The organism is Acinetobacter sp. TWP2-2-3 (assembly GCF_049896445.1).
GTDB lineage: Bacteria > Pseudomonadota > Gammaproteobacteria > Pseudomonadales > Moraxellaceae > Acinetobacter.
Genome location: NZ_JAFCUI010000011.1, coordinates 21,777 through 39,834, shown reverse-complemented (window position 1 = coordinate 39,834; position 18,058 = coordinate 21,777). Strand labels below are relative to the sequence as shown.

The following is an 18,058-nucleotide window of genomic DNA, read 5'->3' as shown; positions in this document are numbered from 1 at the left end:
AAAAGCCAGATATTGAATCCGGCTTTTTTAATTGCAATATTCAGTGATATTTATGAGGCTTTGGACTGTTTGGATTTTAGAATTTCGGTTCTAAAAGTCTGTGCCAGCTCGGCGCTTTCAGCATCCATCCCATTCACCACAAAAGCATGACGGGTCAGGACATTGGTTGGATTCGGCATGCTGACCAGCTGGAAGTGATCACTCACATCTTTCAGCAAGCTATTCGGTACATGTAAGGCACTTTCTTTCGCGACCAGATGCTGAGTCAGACGCTCAGCGGCCTGTACCGAACTGAGCTGCATCTCCTCGACTTTAGAGGCAATCGCGCTGCGGGTTTGTAGCACAAAACGTTTTTCTTCACGATAACGTTTATACAGCACTTCCGAAAGCAGCTGGAACACGGCACTGATCATGGTCAGGCAGGCCAGGGCATTCGGTTTGTCTGCTGCGATACTGATGGTGGCACCTTTTTCATCAAATTTATGTACGGTACAAATATCAGAACTATTTAACTTATAGCGTTGCACACAGAGTTCAGTGGCTTTATTCAGGAAAATTTGACAGAGATTGAAATAAGGCACCGAAACGGTTTTATTCACGCTATCCAGTAACTGTTTTGGATCGTAGAACTGGATGTTTAAGCTCAGGCTATCGCTTTCCAGTATTGCCGGCTTATGTTCTTTTTCTTTGGCTTTGTTTTTCACTGCCTGTTGGGCTTGGGCAATCGCCAGTGCCGCATTATGCTTTTCCTGTTCCAATGCCTGGGTCAGGGTCTGAATCTCGAATTTCAGTCGCGATTCGTTATTGATGTGCGCCAGATATTCGGTTCGGCTTGGACGTGCCACGGCACGATAAGCGACCCAGAGCAGACCATGAATGATGAACGAGAACAGAATTGCCAGCCATTGTGTCCGCAGAATTTCACCAATACTTGGTTCAATCAGAGTGATTTCAATCACACCGACTTTTTTCTCATTTTGCAGCGCATCACGGACAAAAACTTCACCCTCGCGGGTTTTGGTCAGTCCGCCAGTGGCTAAAACCTGAGCTTTCGCATCTAGAATCCGGATGGAAGCGACACTTGGATTGGTGGCATAACGATTTGCCAGCAACGCCAGAGAAACGCGGTTGGGTGGTTCAAGCTCAGACAGGCTGTCTGTCACCAGTTGACTGGTGATCAGCTGTCCCTGATTGGCACGGTTTTCATTCAGTTGGTGAGTGGTTGCCAATACCAGTAAAAAGGTATGCAGAGCAAAACTTACAATCAATAGGCTAGCAAATAGCCCTTGTCTAGGCGCATTCAACGTAAACTTCCAAGGCAATTCTGTTCAATTTCGATTATGATTCTAACAATAGTTGTAGCTCAGACCCGAGTCAATTCATGCGAGAAATCATTCTTATATCATTCTTAGGACCTGACCAGCCTAATCAATTTACACGATTAATGCAGGTTTTGTCCGCCCATTCCCTACAGATTTTAGATGTAGGGCAAGCGGTTATTCATAATCAGTTAACCTTAGGTATTGTTGTAGCCTCTGAAGACCAGACAGCGACAGCATTAGCCATGAAGGAGATCCTGATTCTAGCACATGATATCGGGTTAACTGTGCGCTTTAAACCGATCTCTGCGACTGAATATGATCAGTGGGTCAAAGAGGGTGGACGCACACGTTATATCGTAACGGCATTGGCCCCTGAATTAAATGCCTCTCATCTGCAAGCCGTGACCCAGATTGTCTCGGGTCAGGGTTTTAATATTGAAACCGTGACCCGTCTGTCTGGTCGCCCCATTTTAGATGGCCAGAGCAGCGGGCCAAAACGTGCCTGTGTCCAGTTCGGTTTAAGCGGACAGATGCTAGATGCAGCTGCCATGCGCGCGGCCTGCCTCAGCCTGTCGAATGAACTGAATGTCGATGTCGCGGTACAAGAAGACAATGCCTATCGCCGTAACCGCCGTCTGGTTTGCTTCGATATGGACTCAACCCTGATCGAACAGGAAGTTATTGACGAACTGGCGATTGAAGCCGGTGTTGGTGAACAGGTCGCAGAAATTACCGAACGTGCTATGCAAGGCGAGCTGGACTTCCAGCAAAGCTTCCGTGCACGTGTCGCCTTGTTAAAAGGCATGGACGCTTCGGTACTTCCGAAAATTGCCGAGCGCCTGACGATTACCGAAGGAGCTGAACGCCTGATTTCGACTTTAAAAGCACTAGGTTACCGTACTGCAATTCTTTCTGGCGGCTTTCAGTATTTTGCTGAATATCTGCAAACTAAACTGGATATTGATGAAGTGCATGCCAATGCACTCGATGTTCAGGATGGTGTTGTTACCGGTGAAGTCAAAGGCCATATCGTCGATGGCGCACGCAAAGCACTCTTGCTCGGTGAAATCGCCCAGGAGATGGGAATTTCCCTGGAACAAACCATTGCAGTCGGTGATGGCGCCAATGATTTACCAATGCTATCCATTGCAGGACTTGGTGTGGCTTTCCGTGCCAAACCTCTGGTACGCCAAAACGCCAATCAGGCAATTTCTAGCGTCGGTCTGGACGGTGTGCTGTATCTGCTCGGTGTACATGATAAAGACCTGAACCGTGCATAAGTACAGGCTTTGATTGATTTTAAACGCGACCTCCGGGTCGCGTTTTTTATTGCTTATGATGTGAGTTGCATAAGTGAGCGATGAAATTTGCCTACAAAAACATCGATCATCTTAAACGGAAAAATAATTTTTTAACTTAAAAAAACTACTGATAATTTTGTAATGACACGCCAACATTGGTGCAGTCATTGATCCACAAAAATGTGAAAAGCAAAAAATGTAATGACAATATAATATCGCGACAAAGTATGTCGTTAGGCTGGAAGACAGGACTTTTTTTATGCAAAAAACTCAGCATAATGCAGGCATAGAGATACAAATCAACAGATTCCATTTTATTGATTTAACGAAATTCAATAGATAGAAGCGTTGCAATATCAAGCGGAAACTATCTATCTGGATGGAGGGGGTTATATGGTAACAGCGAATTTAGCAACGATTGTGGGCTTCAGTTTAGTCGCTGTAGCTGTGCTTGCTGTGTTCTTCTCGCCTTATCGTCGCTGGTTAAGCTTTATGGCGGCCGGGATGCTGGTATGGGGCCTGATCGAGGTGATTCGTGTAGGAACTCAAACCTGGTTTGAGCTACCAATGACGTATAGTTACCTGAGCGCGTTAACTGCGGTCATGATGGTCGTGACTGGCCTGTTGTTGCGTGAAGATCGTCGTGCTGAGCGTGCTTTAGCAAAACGCCGTTGCATCGAACATACGCCAGTGTATGAAGACGACCAGCAGCAGCTTTCAAGCCGTTAATTCTACAAGTTGCAATGAAAAAAATGCACCCATGGGTGCATTTTTCAGTTTGGAAATATGATACAAACTGCATAATCCACCTAGCCCAGAACTATGCTAGGATATTTGTCAATTTTCGTACAATTAGAATAGGCATCCTCCATGAAACTGTCGTCCATTCCTGTGTTAAAACTTCCTCTTATTGATATGAGTACAGATCCGCTGGACTTACTGGTCGCAGGTTTAGCTTTACGTATGAAGCAGTTGGCACGTACCAGCCCAAAATTCATTGAACTGGTACATGGGCGTCAATTCCGTATCCAGATTGGTACGGATGAAGGTATGGCACGTCAGATTATTGTGGATAACGGTCATATCGATACCGTTTCTGGTGATGCTGAAAAAGCTGATTTTGTGTTGCAGTTTGCTGACAGTGAGCAGGGTGTGAAGACCTTGGTCAAAGGTGACCCGACGGCATTTATGACCGGCATGCAAAGTGGCACCATTAAAATGGAAGGCGACTTTGGCCTGCTGGTTTGGTTTAACCAGGTGGCAAAAATGATTCCACCAAAACTGCCAAAGCCAGTCAAAGAAAAAGTGAAAATGGTACGTCAGTTTATTAAAGAGAAAACTGGTAAATAAGTTAAAAATCTTTCATCCAACCTTTTCTTTCTACCTTTGGGAGAAACACAAAGAGGGGGGTGAAAGGATGAAAGATTTTTAAAAGAAAAAGCCCTCATTAGAGGGCTTTTTTAATGTGATGAATAATGTCGTTATTCAACTTCTAAATTAAACGTCACCGGTCCATCATTGACCAGATGGACTTTCATGTCGGCGGCAAAAATACCGGTTTGCATATGTTCAAACTGGCTTTGGGCATATTCTACCAGCTGCTCATAAAGTGCTTTAGCCTCGGCAGGCGGCATAGCTGGGCCAAAGTCTGGACGTAAACCCTTCTGGGTCTGTGCCATCAAGGTAAATTGTGAAACCAGCAATATACCACCGCCAGCCTGGGCAACGTTCCAGCCCATTTTGCCCTGTTCATCATCAAAGAAGCGGTATTTCAATATTTTATCAATCAGCTTTTTGCCTTTTTCCAGATTATCGTCTTTGCCTAAACCTAGAAAAACCAGAATTCCTTTTTCAATTTCCCCAGTGGTTTCACCCTCGACCACGACTTTAGCTTCTAAAACTCTTTGTAATAAGGCACGCATTTTACATATGGACTGCTAATGATAGATGGACGTGATTGTAGCAAAAATAAAATCTGGAGAAGTATGAGATGCTGTTTTTATGAACTTTAAATATCTGAAAATCAATTGATTAATTTTTTTAAATCCATTAAAGCGATTGAATTAATAAAAATAATCTGTTTTATCTATTTATTGTGTTGGCGTATCTTAGCCCATGCAGGAAAGGTAATAAATTGAGAGATTTAGAAATGTTTAAGCGTTCATTACTGTTTGCAATGCTTGCAACTGTCACAGCTACACAAGCTGCTCCTTTAACAAAAGACAATGGCGCGCCAGTCGGTGATAACCAGAACTCGATCACTGCGGGTCCACAAGGTCCAACTTTGCTGCAAGATGTGCAACTGGTTCAAAAACTGCAACGTTTTGGTCGTGAGCGTATTCCTGAACGTGTGGTACATGCGCGTGGTACAGGGGCTTATGGTGAATTCGTTACTACGAAAGATCTGTCTGATTTAACAATTGCTTCTTTATTCAAGGCCGGTACCAAAACTCCAGTTTTTGTGCGTATGTCTACCGTAATTCATGGTAAAGGTTCACCAGAGACTTTACGTGACCCGCACGGTTTCGCAGTGAAGTTCTATACCCAGGAAGGTAACTGGGACTTAGTCGGTAACCAGACGCCAGTCTTCTTTATCCGTGATGCGATCAAATTCCCGGATTTCATCCATGCGATGAAGCCAAGCCCGGTCACCAATGTACAAGATGCCAACCGTGTATTTGACTTCCTGTCTAGCCAGCCTTGGGCAACCAACATGCTGACTTATGTTTATGGCAAGCAAGGTGTCCCAACCAGCTACCGCGAACAGGACGGTTTCGGTGTACATGCCTACAAACTGTATAACGACAAAGGCGAATACAAGTACGTGAAATTCAACTTCCGCTCTAAACAGGGTGTGAAGGGCTTGAACGTCAAAGAAGCGGCTGAACAGCAAGGTAAAGATTTCAACCACTTGACCAATGATCTTTATAACAACATCTATGCAGGTAACTTCCCGAAATGGGACCTGTATATTCAGGTGCTTGATCCTAAAGATCTAAACAGCTTTGATTTTGATCCATTAGATCCAACTAAAATCTGGCCAACCGAGCTGGTTCCAGAAACTAAAGTCGGTACTTTAACCCTGAACCGTATGCCGAAGAACTTCTTCAACGAGACTGAACAGTCGGCATTTGCGCCAGGTAATCTGGTTCCGGGCATCGAGCCATCAGAAGACCGTCTGCTACAAGGCCGCATCTTCTCTTACTCAGATACCCAAATGTACCGTTTAGGCGCGAATCACCAGCAAATTCCGGTGAACCGTCCAGTGGTAAATGTGAACAACAATAATCAGGATGGCTACATGAATATCTCTGAGCGTGACTCGGATGTGAACTATGAGCCAAGCCGTAAAGAGCCAAAAGCTGCCACTGAAAAAGCACGTGCGGTAGAAACACCATTATCTGGTCATGTACAGCAAATTGGCGTGAAAGAGCAGAACTTCAAGCAGGCAGGTGAGCTGTACCGTTCATACTCGGCTAAAGAAAAAGATGACCTGATCATGAACCTTGCTGCTGATTTAGGCGCAGTGAAAGATTCAGAAACCAAGCACATCATGTTGTCTTACTTCTATAAGGCAGATGCGGACTACGGTACACGTATGACCAAGGCGGTAAACGGTAACCTGGCGACTGTTAAAGCCAAAGCTGCAAAATTAAAAGACTAATCCCGATTGGTCTTGAGGAACTGGTGACTAGGGCATAGCGCATCACCTCCAAAAAGTCCTGTAATACTCCAAACCTTTCCTGCACCCTAGGGGGAGTTTTACAGGCACTCCGTTTTTTATCTCATCTCAGGATAATTCAGTCTTTCAAGACTTAAATTCCCCTTCGATTTCTGCTGGAGTTCATCATGAAAGTTATGTCATCTATGTTTTTAGCCAGTATTCTCACGATAGGTTCCGCATTCGCAAACGTGACTGTCGCGAAGGAGATCTCCCCCGCTAAAAGCGTGGACAATATTCAGATGAACTCACAACAGGAACTGATCGACCTGTTCTTTGCTGCCGCCAAAATTGGCAATAGCGAAGTTATCAACGAATTTTTAAAACATGGCTTTCCGGTCGATGTACGCAATAAAGACGGTTATACGCCACTGATGATGGCAACGTATTATGGCCATCAAGCGATAGTCAGCAGTTTGCTTAAACATGGTGCCGACCGCTGTGCTCGAGACAATCGAGGCAATACGGCCTTGATGGGGGCTTTATTCAAGATGGAATTTGCGATTGCCAAGCAGTTGCGTCAGGTGGACTGTGATGTCCAGGCGCAAAAAACCGGACAAAAGACCACAGCCGAATTTGCCAAGGTCATTGGCCAGGAAAAACAGCTACAGAAACTGATTCAGGAACAGGAAAAAGCTCAGACCAACACCCAGAAATAAACCGGGTTATGCTTCTGATACTTTTTTCGCAAATACAGCCAGCTGTACGTAAATCCTGCATTATTGCATGACTTTTTATGCTTTAATGCAGAGATAAGCACAGCGATATTCCCTTAGTTATGGCTCCAATTATCCATTCTCTGTTAGATACTGACTTGTACAAATTCACTATGTTACAAGTGGTCTTACACAAGTTTCCGCAAACGCATAGTGTCTACCATTTCCGTTGTCGTAATCTGGAAGATACAGTCTATCCACTGACGGATATTCTGGATGACCTGAATCATCAACTGGACCTGCTGTGTCAGCTAAAATTCAAAGAACATGAACTGCAATATTTAAGAAGCTTACGTTTTATCAAAAGCGACTTTGTCGATTATCTGGAACTGTTCCAGCTCAAGCGCCGTTTCATCAAGGCCAGTATCGACAGTCAAGGCCGTCTGGATATTGTGGTGGAAGGCCCGATGGTTCAGGCGATGATGTTTGAGATATTCGTTCTCGCTATTGTCAATGAACTGTATTTCAGCCGCATTCGCACGCCTGAAGTATTGGCAGAAGGCGAGCGCCGTTTAAAAGCCAAAATCGAGCTGTTAAAACAGTATGACACTGCGCAAAACCCCAATGATCCACCATTCTTGGTGTCAGATTTTGGTACGCGTCGCCGTTACAGTTTCGATTGGCAAAAGCATGTGGTCGAAGAATTTCACAAAGCCGCACCGCATGTGTTCCGTGGGACCAGTAATGTACTGTTAGCCAAAGAGCTGGGCATTACCCCGATTGGTACCATGGCGCATGAATTCCTGCAAGCTTTTCAGGCGCTGGACGTACGTTTACGTAATTTCCAGAAATCTGCACTGGAAAGCTGGGTACAGGAATATCGTGGTGACTTGGGTATTGCCTTGACCGATGTGGTGGGGATGGATGCATTCCTGCGCGACTTTGACCTGTACTTTGCCAAGCTGTTTGATGGCTTGCGTCATGATAGTGGCGACCCTTATGAATGGGGTGACAAGGCCTATGCGCATTATAAAAAGCTGAAAATAGACAGCAAAACCAAGATGCTGACTTTTAGTGATGGCCTGAATCTGGAAAAAGCCTGGAAATTGCATCAGTACTTTAAAGACCGTTTTCAGGTCAGTTTCGGCATTGGCACGAATCTGACCAATGATATGGGGCAAACCCCACTCAATATTGTGCTGAAACTGGTGGAATGTAACCGTCAGTCAGTAGCCAAAATCTCGGATAGTCCGGGCAAAACCATGACCGATAATGATACGTTCCTGGCCTATTTACGTCAGGTTTTTGAGATCAATGAACCTGCCTAAGTCAGTTTGAACAATTCATAATTTTAAACAACCGTGTCTATGCAGATGCGGTTTTTTTATGCAAGAGTATTTAAGACTAGGGTTTAGCTAAAATCTTGCTAATCATCTGCAAAGAAAGCGCATAAGTCTAAAAACCAGCTGTGCTAAGATCAACAGGATTTGACCAATAATAGCCATGATAACGATGACCGCTGCAGCTTTTAATTTTGGCCTGCTGATTGAGGCAGAAGATTTAGTTCCCTATTTGGGCCATGAAAAACTTCGTATTGTCGACCTGAGCCGTGCCTCTGTGTATGAGCAGCTGCATATTCCGCACGCCTTGCATTTAAAGCCTAAACTTCTGGTGCGTCAGGAAGAAACGGCAATGGGACTGTTGCCGGACGCGGAAGGCTTGCAGACTCTCATTGATTATCTGAATATTTCTCCTGAACATCATGTGGTGGCTTATGATGATGAGGGCGGGGCATGGGCAGGGCGTTTGCTCTGGAACCTGCATTGTCTGGGCTTTGAAAATACCAGCTTATTGAATGGTGGGATTCATGCCTGGCTCGGTGCAGGCTTGCCGACTTCTTCCAGTCAGGAACAGTTTGCACCAGTGAAGAACGTGTTGCAGGTCAATCTTGAGCATCAGGCGAATTTTCAGATTGGCTATGATGAACTGCGCCAACAGGTTGAAAATCAACAGGTTCAAATTTGGGATTGCCGTACAGAAGATGAATATACTGGCCTACGTTTAGCGGCTCGACGCGGCGGTCACATTCCGGGAGCACGTCATTTTGAATGGAGTACTGCCCTTAATCGTGAAAATCATTTAAAATTACAGCCTTTACCACGTACTCAGCAGCGTCTGGAACAACTGGGCTTTGATTTGAATCAACCCGTTGTGGTGTACTGCCAGTCCCATCACCGCTCAGGTTTGGCCTATATTCTGGGTCGTTTACTGGGCTGGAAAATTCGAGCCTATGATGGTGCGTGGAGTGAATGGGGCAACCGCCTCGATAGTCCAATCGCTACAGGGGAGCTGCCATCTTGAGCATCACATCACTTTTAAAACAACAGTTTTTTATTAAAGCTCAACGATTAGTACCGCAACATCGCTTGTCTCGGGTGGTGGGTAAAATTGCCGCCAGCGAAAACCCGATTATCAAAACTGCTGCAATTACTGCCTTTAAGGCGCAGTATGGCATTGATATGTCGATTGCTGAACAGGCCAATGCCCTGAAATTCAAGTCATTTAATGAATTTTTTACGCGTGCCCTAAAAGAAGGTATCCGTGCGGTTGATCCAGATGCTACGAGCATTGTTTCGCCTGCAGATGGTGCGATTTCCCAGCTGGGTAAAATTGAAAATGGCGATGTGTTTCAGGCCAAAGGCCAGAAATTTACCGTTGAAGCCCTGATTGCTGATCCGCAACTGGCTGAGCCATTCAAAAATGGTGAATTCGCGACCGTATATTTGTCGCCACGTGATTATCATCGGGTGCATATGCCATTTGCTGGCACCTTGACTGAAACGTTATATGTACCGGGCGAGCTATTCTCGGTCAATCAGGTGACCGCAGAAAATATTCCGGGCCTGTTTGCACGCAATGAACGTATGGTCTGTCTGTTTGATACTGAAATCGGTCGTATGGCGGTGGTATTGGTCGGTGCGATGATTGTAGCGGGTATTGAAACGGTGGCAACCGGCAAAGTGAAGCCTTCAGGACGAATCGAACTTAATCAGCATGATCTGTTCCTGGAAAAAGGGGCAGAACTGGGGCGTTTCTACCTCGGTTCAACGGCAGTGATTTTATTTGAAGAAAATAAAATGCAATGGGATGCCGCGTTCAAGGCCAATTCTTTGGTGAATATGGGTGAAGCGCTGGGGCATACAGTTTAAAGATTTTAGCCTCCCTTTATTAAAGGGAGGTTGGAGGGATTAAATATTTTCTCGTTTAGAATAAATAAAAATCCCCCTCAGTCCCCCTTTAAAAAAGGGGGATTTCCTCTCCTATTAAGGAGACGGTTAGAGAGATCCAAATAAAAAAAGCACCATCAGGCGCTTTTTTTCATTTCTAGAAATTTATCGTTTCACGACGATGGAATCGATACCGCTATTCTGCAAGGTTTGCTGCGCGATAATTGCGGCTTCTGCAGAATCATAAGGGCCTGAAACCACGCGATACCAGACTTTGCCATTTTCTACACTGCGTACCACATCGGCAGATAAACCATTGAGAATAATTTCGGCACGGCGGGCATCGGCTTGATCTGGATCATCAAAGCTGCGAACTTGCAGAATATAACTGGCCGGAGCGGCAACAGGTGCTTCGCTGGCTTCTAAGCCAGGCTCAGTTGTGGTCGCCTCAGGTGTAGCCACTTCAGGTCGAGGTGCTTCTACAATCACTACCGTATCCTGATTTTTGTTTTCAGGGACGGCCTGTTCAGGAATTGGCGTCACTTGTTGCTGTGGCAAGAGATCATAAAAACGGTAATCTTTATTGGTATCTTCTTCTTGGACAGATTCAGCACTTGTTTGAGTTTTCGGTTTAACTGGTTCCCATGGCTTCCAGAGCATCAGTGCCATCAAAAAACTTAACACGATTAAAATGATCACGAGTGTGCCGAGCCAGGTTGGAATAAGTGGCTTTTTAGGCTTATTCGGTCTTTCAGATACACCGCGTTGCGTTTTTCCAAACACTTGGGATTTTCCTCTTATTAATCGGGACATATAGAAAAGGCATAACAGCAGTTATGCCCCTACTATCACTTCATCCTATGTGATCAGGATACAAAAGTCATCCTCTAGATCACAAATCACACAGAATTTTAATTTATCTGTATCTTCAAGCACATAGCTAAAGTTACAAAATGTCTGCTCAGCAGATCAACGGCAATGTTTTGCTTACATGCTCACTTCGAGCATAGCTCTTGTCTTGCATCAATGTAAAAGCAGTGCTTTGACTATTTACCTTCTTGCATCAATGTAAAAGCAGTGCTTTACATTTCTGCTTCGAGCCTAGCTCTCGCCTTGCGAGCATGCAAAACAGTGTTTTGCTTACATGCTCTCAGGAGCTGATACGCCAAGCAGTTCCAGACCGTTACGCAGTACCTGACGCACGTTCACTGATAACAATAAGCGTGCTTGGGTCAATTCAGCATCATCACCGAGTACTTTATTGTCGTTGTACCAGCCGTGGAATAATGCTGCCAGTTCTTTTAGGTAGTTACCGATTTGATGCGGCTCATAGCTGTTTGCAGCACGGACCAGAATTTCTGGATAGGCCGCCAGCTTGGCCAGGATTTCAGTTTCAGCATCAAGCTCCAGCTTAGCCGCTAAATTACGTGCCGCTGTAGCATCAAAGTTAACATTGGTAGAAGCTGCTTTTTCTAACATACGACAGATACGGGCGTGTGCATACTGGATGTAATACACGGCGTTGTCCTTGCTTTGTGACACAGCAAGATCCAGGTCAAAATCAATGTGCTGTTCAGACTTGCGCATCACGTAGTAAAAACGAGCGGCATCATTGCCGACTTCTTTACGCAAATCACGCAAGGTCACGAACTGACCTGAACGAGATGACATTTGTACCATCTCGCCGCCACGCCATAGGCTCACGAACTGAACCAGAAGAACCGTTAATTTTTTCGAGTCATAGCCCAACGCATCAATGGCCGCTTTTACACGTGCGATATAACCGTGGTGATCCGAACCCCAGATATCGATGATATCGGTATAGCCACGTTGTAACTTGTTCAGGTGATAAGCGATGTCAGATGCGAAGTAGGTGGTCTGACCATTACGGCGTTTTACGACACGGTCTTTTTCATCACCGAATGCAGTGGATTTAAACCAGATGTTGCCATCCAGTTCATACAGGAAACCACGCTGGTCTAAAGTCTGTAAGGCTTCTTCAATTTTGTCTGTCAATGATTCTTCGCTGAACCATTGATTGAAGGTTACACCAAACTCGCCGAGGTCATCTTTAATATCATCTAAGATTGCTTTAAGCGCGGCTTGCAAGAATACGCGGTAGCCTGTGCCAATTAACGCTTGTGAATTAAAGATCAAACCATCAATGTGTTTTTCTTTATCACCAGACAATACGACTTTATTGCCATCAGCATCTAATTCGGCTGCAAACTGTACATCTTCAGGCACATCTTTATACACGTCGGCCACAGGACGGACATAAGCATCGCCATCCTGGTCAATAATGCTTTGTGCAATTTCTTTTACGTAGTCACCCTGGTAGGCATTTTTCGGGAATACCAGTTCCTGACCCGTTAATTCTAAGTAGCGCAGATAAGTCGAAGTCGCCAGAATGTCCATTTGACGGCCAGCATCATTGACATAGTATTCGCGATCGACTTTTGCACCGGTCGCTTCAAGCAAGTTCGCAACCGTCATGCCATACGCAGCACCACGACCATGACCTACGTGCAGGCTAGAGGTTGGGTTGGCAGAAACGAATTCAACCTGAATACGTTTATCCGCATTGACCTGGGTACGACCATAAGTCGCCTGTTGTGCCTGGATTTGATCAAGGACTGCAAAGCGCTGGTCAGCATTCAGGAAGAAGTTAATAAAACCAGGACCGGCAATTTCTGCCTTGCTGATATCTGCCACTTCAGGCAGGGCAGCAAGAATTTTTTCCGCTAAATCACGTGGCTTCATACCCGCAGCTTTCGACGCGATCATGGCAATATTCGACGCAAAGTCACCATGGCTTCGGTCTTTGGTACGCGTCAAATTACTTGTATTGTTCCAGTCAGATGGGAGTACGCCTTGTGCCTGTAAAGTGTGCACTGCATGATCGAGAGCTGCTTGTATTGCCGTATTCATAATCAGTCGAAAATAGAGATCGCAGAAAAACAGCAAATATAGCAAATTTCAGGCTGTTTAGGTAAAAGCATTTCTCGGGAATAAAAAGTGGAGGATCACTTCGTCAGAAGTTTTTGACTAAAGAAAGGGAAAATCAACGGATTAATCCCGTGAAAATAAAACCAGTTTTTAGCTCAACATTTCAGATGAAAAAAAACAATGCTTCACCGTACAGAATTTGGCTTATATTAGTCATCTGAAAACAGTAAAAAGAGCATGTCGTGGCTGCATCACAACGTCCGACCATTATCGGTCATATTCCTAAACTCCCTGCAAAATGGGCATTGATTATTGTGCCTTTTATCCTGTCCTGCCTGATGAGTGGCATTATTTCCATGATCAATATGCTGCGTAATCTTGGCTGGATTGATGGATTTATGGCACTCTGGTTTCATAACTGGATGATTTCCTGGGCGATTGCGTTTCCGATTGTAGTGACCTTATTGCCTTTTGTACGTAAATTCACTGGGCTGTTGGTCGATATGTCCGGACCTCAGCCACCCAAATGATCATTTTTTAAATCTTAAATTTGATCTGGCTGGAGTCAATTCTTGAGCATTTTAAAAGTGGGGCTATATGGGGCGAATAGCATCATTTTTAAATTAAATGCTCCACCGCCGCCCGGATGATCCCGAGCACCAGACCGATACAAGCACCGACCACAACTCCATTGACCCGGATCATATGCAGGTCGCCGCCGACTTCATTTTCAATCTTGTCGATCATCTCGCTTGAATCCCATTCGTGAATGCGCTCGCTGATAAAACGAATCACTTTTTCACTATACTGGTCACTCAGGTCAACCGCGATTCCGCTGAGACGTTTATTCAGCAGCTCACGTACCGAGGCATTCGAGATAATATTTTCTCCGACCTGCTGGATGGCAATTCTAAGATTTTCCGCAATCCCCGAATCCGGTTTTTGCAAGTCAGCCTTGATCGCATCACATAAAATCACCACCGCACCGCTGATAAAATTCAGCACTTGTGGGCTATCCAGTAAGGCATCTTTGGTTTCATTCAGACGCTGGCTGGCTTCACTGTCATTATCCGCCAGCTGTAACATCCAGCTATGTCCCATGTTCTCAATTTTGAGTCGCCATGGATGATCTGGATCGGCCAGCATGGCTTCAACGCGCCCGATCACGGAATCAATACTGCGTTGCTGCACATCAATCCCGATCCAGCTGGCGCCTTTGGCCAGTTTCCACACCCCCATTTCCTTAAACAGGTTACGGGTCAGCTCACGGGTTTGTTCAGGATGCGAGGTCATCCAGGCATGCACCACATCCAGTCCACGCTGTAGCACATCCTGATGGAAATCATTGTCCAGAACGGCATGCAGCATTTCGCTGGCTAGGGTATTGATCTGGGTATTTTTGACCCATTGCACGCTGTTGCTCTGGATAAATCCGGCAATCTGTTCCTGTCCCACAAATTCAAAAATTTTAGGCACCGTCTGTTGAATGACCTGAGTCACTTGGGCATTGTTTTGTGGATTGGCCAGCCAGCGTCCTGCAGCCAGACTCAGGTCGGTACTGTCCAGACTGCGCTGTACAATTTGCGGAGAAAGAAAATTTTCCTGCACAAAACGGCCCATCGACTCTGCAATACGGGCCTTGTTACGTGGAATGATTTCGGTATGGTCACGTAAAAACTTGGGAATAGGCAATCTGCCAAAAGGGTTACGAAACAGTACGGTAATCGCATACCAATCCGCCAGACCACCGACCACACCCGCTTCTGCCGAGAGCATCAGAATATGAATGAGCCAGACATATTCGGGTAGCAGTTTGGCTGCAACCATCAATGCCAACCAGATCAGTACGGCGACCACCAGGGCGATGGTCGCGAAACGTTTACTGCGTTGTAAGCTCGGGGAGATACGCTCTGTCTGCATAGATCATCCTGTCAGGAGGGATTGGCCGGTTGCGGTTGCAGCACTGCACCGGATGGACTTAAACCATATTTAGCCCCAAGTGACTGTAAAATCAAGCGGGCATCAAAGGCATCTTGAGGCGCCTGATTGGCCTTGAAGCATTCAATGGTATAAGCCACCTGGGCAGGATCCAGAGTCACGGTATAAGGACGGTCATAGAATGGGTTTGGCCAGAATCCCGGATATCGGCGGTAATACCCGTAAGGATAAAAGCTTGGCGCCGGATAGACGATGGCTTGCCGTGGAGGTTGCTGGGTGCGGTTACTTGGATCATTCAGTACTCTGAAGAATTGAAAACCATTTTGTACGGTAGTCTGTGCGGCTTTGAGCAGGGTAATTTCTTCAGCTGTGCCAAAGCTCATATTGGGACGGGCCTGAAAGCTGATACGGTAAGTGTTGCTGTTGAGGGGAGTGGTACTGTAGCGACCTAACTGATCAAATGTTAAGGGCTTTGAGGGTGTGGTTGCACAGCCAGTCAGGCTGATGGCAGCAATCATACTCAATCCCAGTAGCATGTTTTTCATGTTCGATCTCCTGATGCAATGATCCAGTCCAGACAGCCGGTCTTAAAAAATCTTAAAAACTGCTATCGGGCTGGGTCAGGAAAGTAAGTTCTTCATCGGTCGAGTCACGACCCAGAATCTGGTTTCGGTGCGGGTAACGTCCAAAGCGGTCAATAATGACCTTGTGCTTTTTCTCGAATTCCAGATTGGTCGGATTGCCCAGACGCTGAAACAGTTTTAAGGCGAATTCATGAATCAGTTTGGATTCGCTGTGCATAAATGGCATATACAGAAAGGCACGCTGTTCCGGACTGAGCTGTTGATCCAGGTTCAGGCTGATGGCTTCCTGAGCCAAGGCCAGTGCCAGACTGTCTTGGGCGAAAGCTTGGGGAGAATCACGGAATAAATTTCGTGAAAATTGATCTAGCACAATAATTTCGGCCAGCCGGCCTTCTGCGGTTTTACGCCAGCCCCAAAGTTCAGCCTGGGCTGCCTGCTGATGGGTGCTCATGAACTGCTGCGCAATACTTTGGTCGAATTCATGACTTTGGCTAAACCATAAGGGCTGGCTGTCCGCATGAAACCAAAAGTCTAAAATATCTTGATAATTCATAATATTTACAATTCATTAGCATCTATTTGTTAATAAAATCACAAATTTTCCATGTCTTATAGAGGAAGTTTGTGTTAAAAATTTGCCAAATTAAAAATCAATGGTTTGCCTGAAAACTAGGCAGCCTGTCATATGCCGGCACGAAATCACGTTATACTGATTAAACCGATGATTTTAATTTAATAATTTAGCCCCCTTAAGCGAGATTGTAATGAGTCAACCTGAATCGACTTCCCAAAATGTGTTACCGACCTGGGTCGAGTCGTCACTCATCAAAGGCATGTTGCGTGGTATCGAGCGTGAAAGCTTACGTATGCAAAGTGATGGTTTCCTGTCACAGGCAGCGCATCCTCGTGCCTTGGGTTCAGCCTTGACTCATCCACATATCACCACGGACTATTCTGAAGCATTGATGGAGTTTATTACTCCGCCACAGGACAGTATTAAAAAAGCGCTGGACTATCTCAGCGATATTCATGCGATTGTCCATCGTCATCTGGAAAATGATGAAAAGCTCTGGCCTTTGTCGATGCCGTGTATGCTGGACAGCCGCGATGACAGTATTCCGCTGGCACAGTATGGCAGCTCGAATATCGGTTTATTTAAAACCTTGTATCGTCATGGTCTAGGTGTGCGTTATGGCCGCCGTATGCAGACGATTTCAGGTGTGCATTACAACCTGTCTTTCCCGGATCATCTGTTCGAGGCCTTGCAACAGCAGGAACAGGACGAGGCGCTGCAAGCATTGAGCTTGCAGGATTATCGCAGTCATCGCTATATGGGCCTGATCCGTAACTTTATTCGTCTGACCCCACTGGTGATGTTCCTGATCGGGGCCAGTCCGGCGGTCTGCCAGTGCTTTATGACTGGCCGTGATCATTTCTTGCTGCCATTGGTCAAAGGCACCTTGTATTCGCCTTATGCGACTGCGCTACGTATGGGACGTTTTGGCTATCAAAACTCTGCACAGAAACAGCTCGGTATTCACTACAATAATTTGCAGGACTATCTGGACGGACTGCAAAAAGCGGTCAAAACGCCCTATAAACCGTTTAGTCGTTTGGGATTAGATGATTCCAATGGCCAGCCGATCCAGATCAATGATCATGTGTTGCAAATCGAAAATGAATATTACAGCTTAGTGCGCCCGAAACAGGTGCCACTCGCGGGTGAAACCCCGTCACAGGCACTGGAAAATCGTGGGATTGCCTATGTCGAGCTGCGCGCAGTCGATGTCAATCCATACAGCCCGATTGGCATTAATGAAGATACGGCCGGTTTCCTTGAAGTGGTAGCCTTGTACTGTTTATTGCAAGATAGTCCGGCACTACTCAGTGATGAACAGGATATTATTGAGCAGAATCAGGCCGAAGTAGTGAACCGTGGCCGTGCGCCAAATGCCGCAATTATGGAAAATGGCCAGTCTTATCCGATTGAGGATTGGTGTGCCATACATTTGCAGCGCATGCATCCCTTGGCCAAGCTGTTAAATTCGGCCTATGACAGTACTCTCTATACCGATGCATTAAAAACCATGATGATCCGGGTCGATGAAGTCGATGCCACCTTGTCTGCCTTGGTGGTGGGTGATACGCGTGAACAGGGCGGGATGTGGCATTTTGGCCAACATCTGGCACAGCAGCACAGCAGTGTCTATGAAGAACATCAGCTCAGTCCGGAAACACTGGCTTATTTTGAAGAAATGTCACAAAAGTCATTGCAGCAGCAACAGCAACTCGAGCAAGATAGCAGCATCAGTTTTGCTGATTATTTAGCCCAATATCGATAAAAAATAAGGGGATTCACC

Annotated in this window: 17 protein-coding genes; 10 read left to right on the top strand and 7 right to left on the bottom strand. The window is 45.7% G+C overall.

Annotated elements, in window-relative coordinates; translation table 11 throughout:
- Nucleotides 1-50: 50 nt before the first annotated feature.
- On the bottom strand, nt 51-1,304 hold the full coding sequence (locus ACP7AK_RS13070; protein WP_425880074.1) for a hypothetical protein: 1,254 nt from the start codon (nt 1,302-1,304) through the stop codon (nt 51-53).
- Nucleotides 1,305-1,381: 77 nt separating this feature from the next.
- Between ACP7AK_RS13070 and serB the strand changes: the two genes are divergently transcribed.
- The 3 genes from serB (at nt 1,382) to ACP7AK_RS13055 (ending at nt 3,973) form a co-directional block, all read left to right on the top strand.
- Complete coding sequence (gene serB, locus ACP7AK_RS13065) at nt 1,382-2,602, top strand: phosphoserine phosphatase SerB (RefSeq protein ID WP_409651404.1); 1,221 nt, start codon at nt 1,382-1,384, stop codon at nt 2,600-2,602.
- 414 nt (nt 2,603-3,016) lie between these two features.
- Nucleotides 3,017-3,352, top strand: a complete 336-nt coding sequence (gene aciT, locus ACP7AK_RS13060) for a ciprofloxacin tolerance protein AciT (protein ID WP_004647188.1) — start codon at nt 3,017-3,019, stop codon at nt 3,350-3,352.
- Nucleotides 3,353-3,493: 141 nt separating this feature from the next.
- A complete protein-coding gene (locus ACP7AK_RS13055) occupies nt 3,494-3,973 on the top strand; it encodes an SCP2 sterol-binding domain-containing protein (RefSeq protein ID WP_004647189.1) in 480 nt (159 codons plus the stop codon).
- 131 nt (nt 3,974-4,104) lie between these two features.
- Here the strand turns inward: ACP7AK_RS13055 and dtd are convergent, their stop codons facing one another.
- Nucleotides 4,105-4,545, bottom strand: a complete 441-nt coding sequence (gene dtd / locus ACP7AK_RS13050; protein ID WP_425880073.1) for a D-aminoacyl-tRNA deacylase — start codon at nt 4,543-4,545, stop codon at nt 4,105-4,107.
- A gap of 227 nt (nt 4,546-4,772) precedes the next feature.
- Between dtd and ACP7AK_RS13045 the strand changes: the two genes are divergently transcribed.
- The 5 genes from ACP7AK_RS13045 to asd all read left to right on the top strand — a co-directional run bounded on the left by ACP7AK_RS13045 (nt 4,773) and on the right by asd (nt 10,209).
- Nucleotides 4,773-6,287, top strand: coding sequence for a catalase (locus ACP7AK_RS13045; RefSeq protein WP_425880072.1), 1,515 nt, complete (start codon nt 4,773-4,775; stop codon nt 6,285-6,287).
- A gap of 185 nt (nt 6,288-6,472) precedes the next feature.
- On the top strand, nt 6,473-7,003 hold the full coding sequence (locus tag ACP7AK_RS13040) for an ankyrin repeat domain-containing protein (protein WP_425880071.1): 531 nt from the start codon (nt 6,473-6,475) through the stop codon (nt 7,001-7,003).
- Between the two features lie 119 nt (nt 7,004-7,122).
- The gene (pncB, locus tag ACP7AK_RS13035) at nt 7,123-8,328 is read left to right on the top strand and encodes a nicotinate phosphoribosyltransferase (RefSeq protein WP_425880070.1); all 1,206 of its coding nucleotides are present in this window, start codon (nt 7,123-7,125) and stop codon (nt 8,326-8,328) included.
- Between the two features lie 184 nt (nt 8,329-8,512).
- On the top strand, nt 8,513-9,361 hold the full coding sequence (locus ACP7AK_RS13030; RefSeq protein WP_114540920.1) for a sulfurtransferase: 849 nt from the start codon (nt 8,513-8,515) through the stop codon (nt 9,359-9,361).
- A complete protein-coding gene (asd, locus tag ACP7AK_RS13025; RefSeq protein ID WP_425880069.1) occupies nt 9,358-10,209 on the top strand; it encodes an archaetidylserine decarboxylase in 852 nt (283 codons plus the stop codon). The genes ACP7AK_RS13030 and asd overlap by 4 nt, the downstream gene beginning before the upstream one ends.
- 183 nt (nt 10,210-10,392) lie before the next feature.
- Here the strand turns inward: asd and ACP7AK_RS13020 are convergent, their stop codons facing one another.
- Nucleotides 10,393-11,010: an SPOR domain-containing protein gene (locus ACP7AK_RS13020; protein WP_005245641.1), complete on the bottom strand. Its 618-nt coding sequence runs from the start codon at nt 11,008-11,010 to the stop codon at nt 10,393-10,395.
- A 357-nt stretch (nt 11,011-11,367) separates the two neighbouring features.
- A complete protein-coding gene (argS, locus tag ACP7AK_RS13015; protein WP_004281266.1) occupies nt 11,368-13,158 on the bottom strand; it encodes an arginine--tRNA ligase in 1,791 nt (596 codons plus the stop codon).
- A 260-nt stretch (nt 13,159-13,418) separates the two neighbouring features.
- On the opposite strand from argS, the gene ACP7AK_RS13010 reads away from it, so the two are divergent.
- Nucleotides 13,419-13,706: a DUF2798 domain-containing protein gene (locus tag ACP7AK_RS13010; protein ID WP_004647201.1), complete on the top strand. Its 288-nt coding sequence runs from the start codon at nt 13,419-13,421 to the stop codon at nt 13,704-13,706.
- 88 nt (nt 13,707-13,794) lie between these two features.
- Here the strand turns inward: ACP7AK_RS13010 and ACP7AK_RS13005 are convergent, their stop codons facing one another.
- Genes ACP7AK_RS13005 through ACP7AK_RS12995 form a run of 3 tightly spaced genes read right to left on the bottom strand, consistent with a single transcriptional unit; the run spans nt 13,795 to nt 16,251 of the window.
- Entirely contained in the window at nt 13,795-15,096 is a 1,302-nt protein-coding gene (locus tag ACP7AK_RS13005) for a DUF445 domain-containing protein (protein WP_004281268.1), read from the bottom strand.
- Nucleotides 15,097-15,107: 11 nt separating this feature from the next.
- Nucleotides 15,108-15,659 carry a CC0125/CC1285 family lipoprotein gene (locus tag ACP7AK_RS13000; protein ID WP_425880068.1) on the bottom strand — a complete coding sequence of 184 codons (552 nt, stop codon included), beginning with the start codon at nt 15,657-15,659 and terminating at the stop codon, nt 15,108-15,110.
- Between the two features lie 52 nt (nt 15,660-15,711).
- Complete coding sequence (locus tag ACP7AK_RS12995) at nt 15,712-16,251, bottom strand: DUF924 family protein (RefSeq protein WP_114540923.1); 540 nt, start codon at nt 16,249-16,251, stop codon at nt 15,712-15,714.
- Between the two features lie 211 nt (nt 16,252-16,462).
- On the opposite strand from ACP7AK_RS12995, the gene gshA reads away from it, so the two are divergent.
- The gene (gshA, locus tag ACP7AK_RS12990) at nt 16,463-18,040 is read left to right on the top strand and encodes a glutamate--cysteine ligase (RefSeq protein ID WP_425880067.1); all 1,578 of its coding nucleotides are present in this window, start codon (nt 16,463-16,465) and stop codon (nt 18,038-18,040) included.
- Nucleotides 18,041-18,058: the final 18 nt, after the last annotated feature.

Coding starts and splice junctions, on each gene's coding strand:
- ACP7AK_RS12995 (WP_114540923.1), bottom strand. CDS start 16,251: ATGAATTATCAAGATATTTTAGACTTTTGGTTTCATGCGGACAGCCAG.
- serB (WP_409651404.1), top strand. CDS start 1,382: ATGCGAGAAATCATTCTTATATCATTCTTAGGACCTGACCAGCCTAAT.
- ACP7AK_RS13030 (WP_114540920.1), top strand. CDS start 8,513: ATGACCGCTGCAGCTTTTAATTTTGGCCTGCTGATTGAGGCAGAAGAT.
- ACP7AK_RS13045 (WP_425880072.1), top strand. CDS start 4,773: ATGTTTAAGCGTTCATTACTGTTTGCAATGCTTGCAACTGTCACAGCT.
- ACP7AK_RS13055 (WP_004647189.1), top strand. CDS start 3,494: ATGAAACTGTCGTCCATTCCTGTGTTAAAACTTCCTCTTATTGATATG.
- gshA (WP_425880067.1), top strand. CDS start 16,463: ATGAGTCAACCTGAATCGACTTCCCAAAATGTGTTACCGACCTGGGTC.
- argS (WP_004281266.1), bottom strand. CDS start 13,158: ATGAATACGGCAATACAAGCAGCTCTCGATCATGCAGTGCACACTTTA.
- ACP7AK_RS13000 (WP_425880068.1), bottom strand. CDS start 15,659: ATGAAAAACATGCTACTGGGATTGAGTATGATTGCTGCCATCAGCCTG.
- pncB (WP_425880070.1), top strand. CDS start 7,123: ATGGCTCCAATTATCCATTCTCTGTTAGATACTGACTTGTACAAATTC.
- ACP7AK_RS13040 (WP_425880071.1), top strand. CDS start 6,473: ATGAAAGTTATGTCATCTATGTTTTTAGCCAGTATTCTCACGATAGGT.
- dtd (WP_425880073.1), bottom strand. CDS start 4,545: ATGCGTGCCTTATTACAAAGAGTTTTAGAAGCTAAAGTCGTGGTCGAG.
- aciT (WP_004647188.1), top strand. CDS start 3,017: ATGGTAACAGCGAATTTAGCAACGATTGTGGGCTTCAGTTTAGTCGCT.
- ACP7AK_RS13005 (WP_004281268.1), bottom strand. CDS start 15,096: ATGCAGACAGAGCGTATCTCCCCGAGCTTACAACGCAGTAAACGTTTC.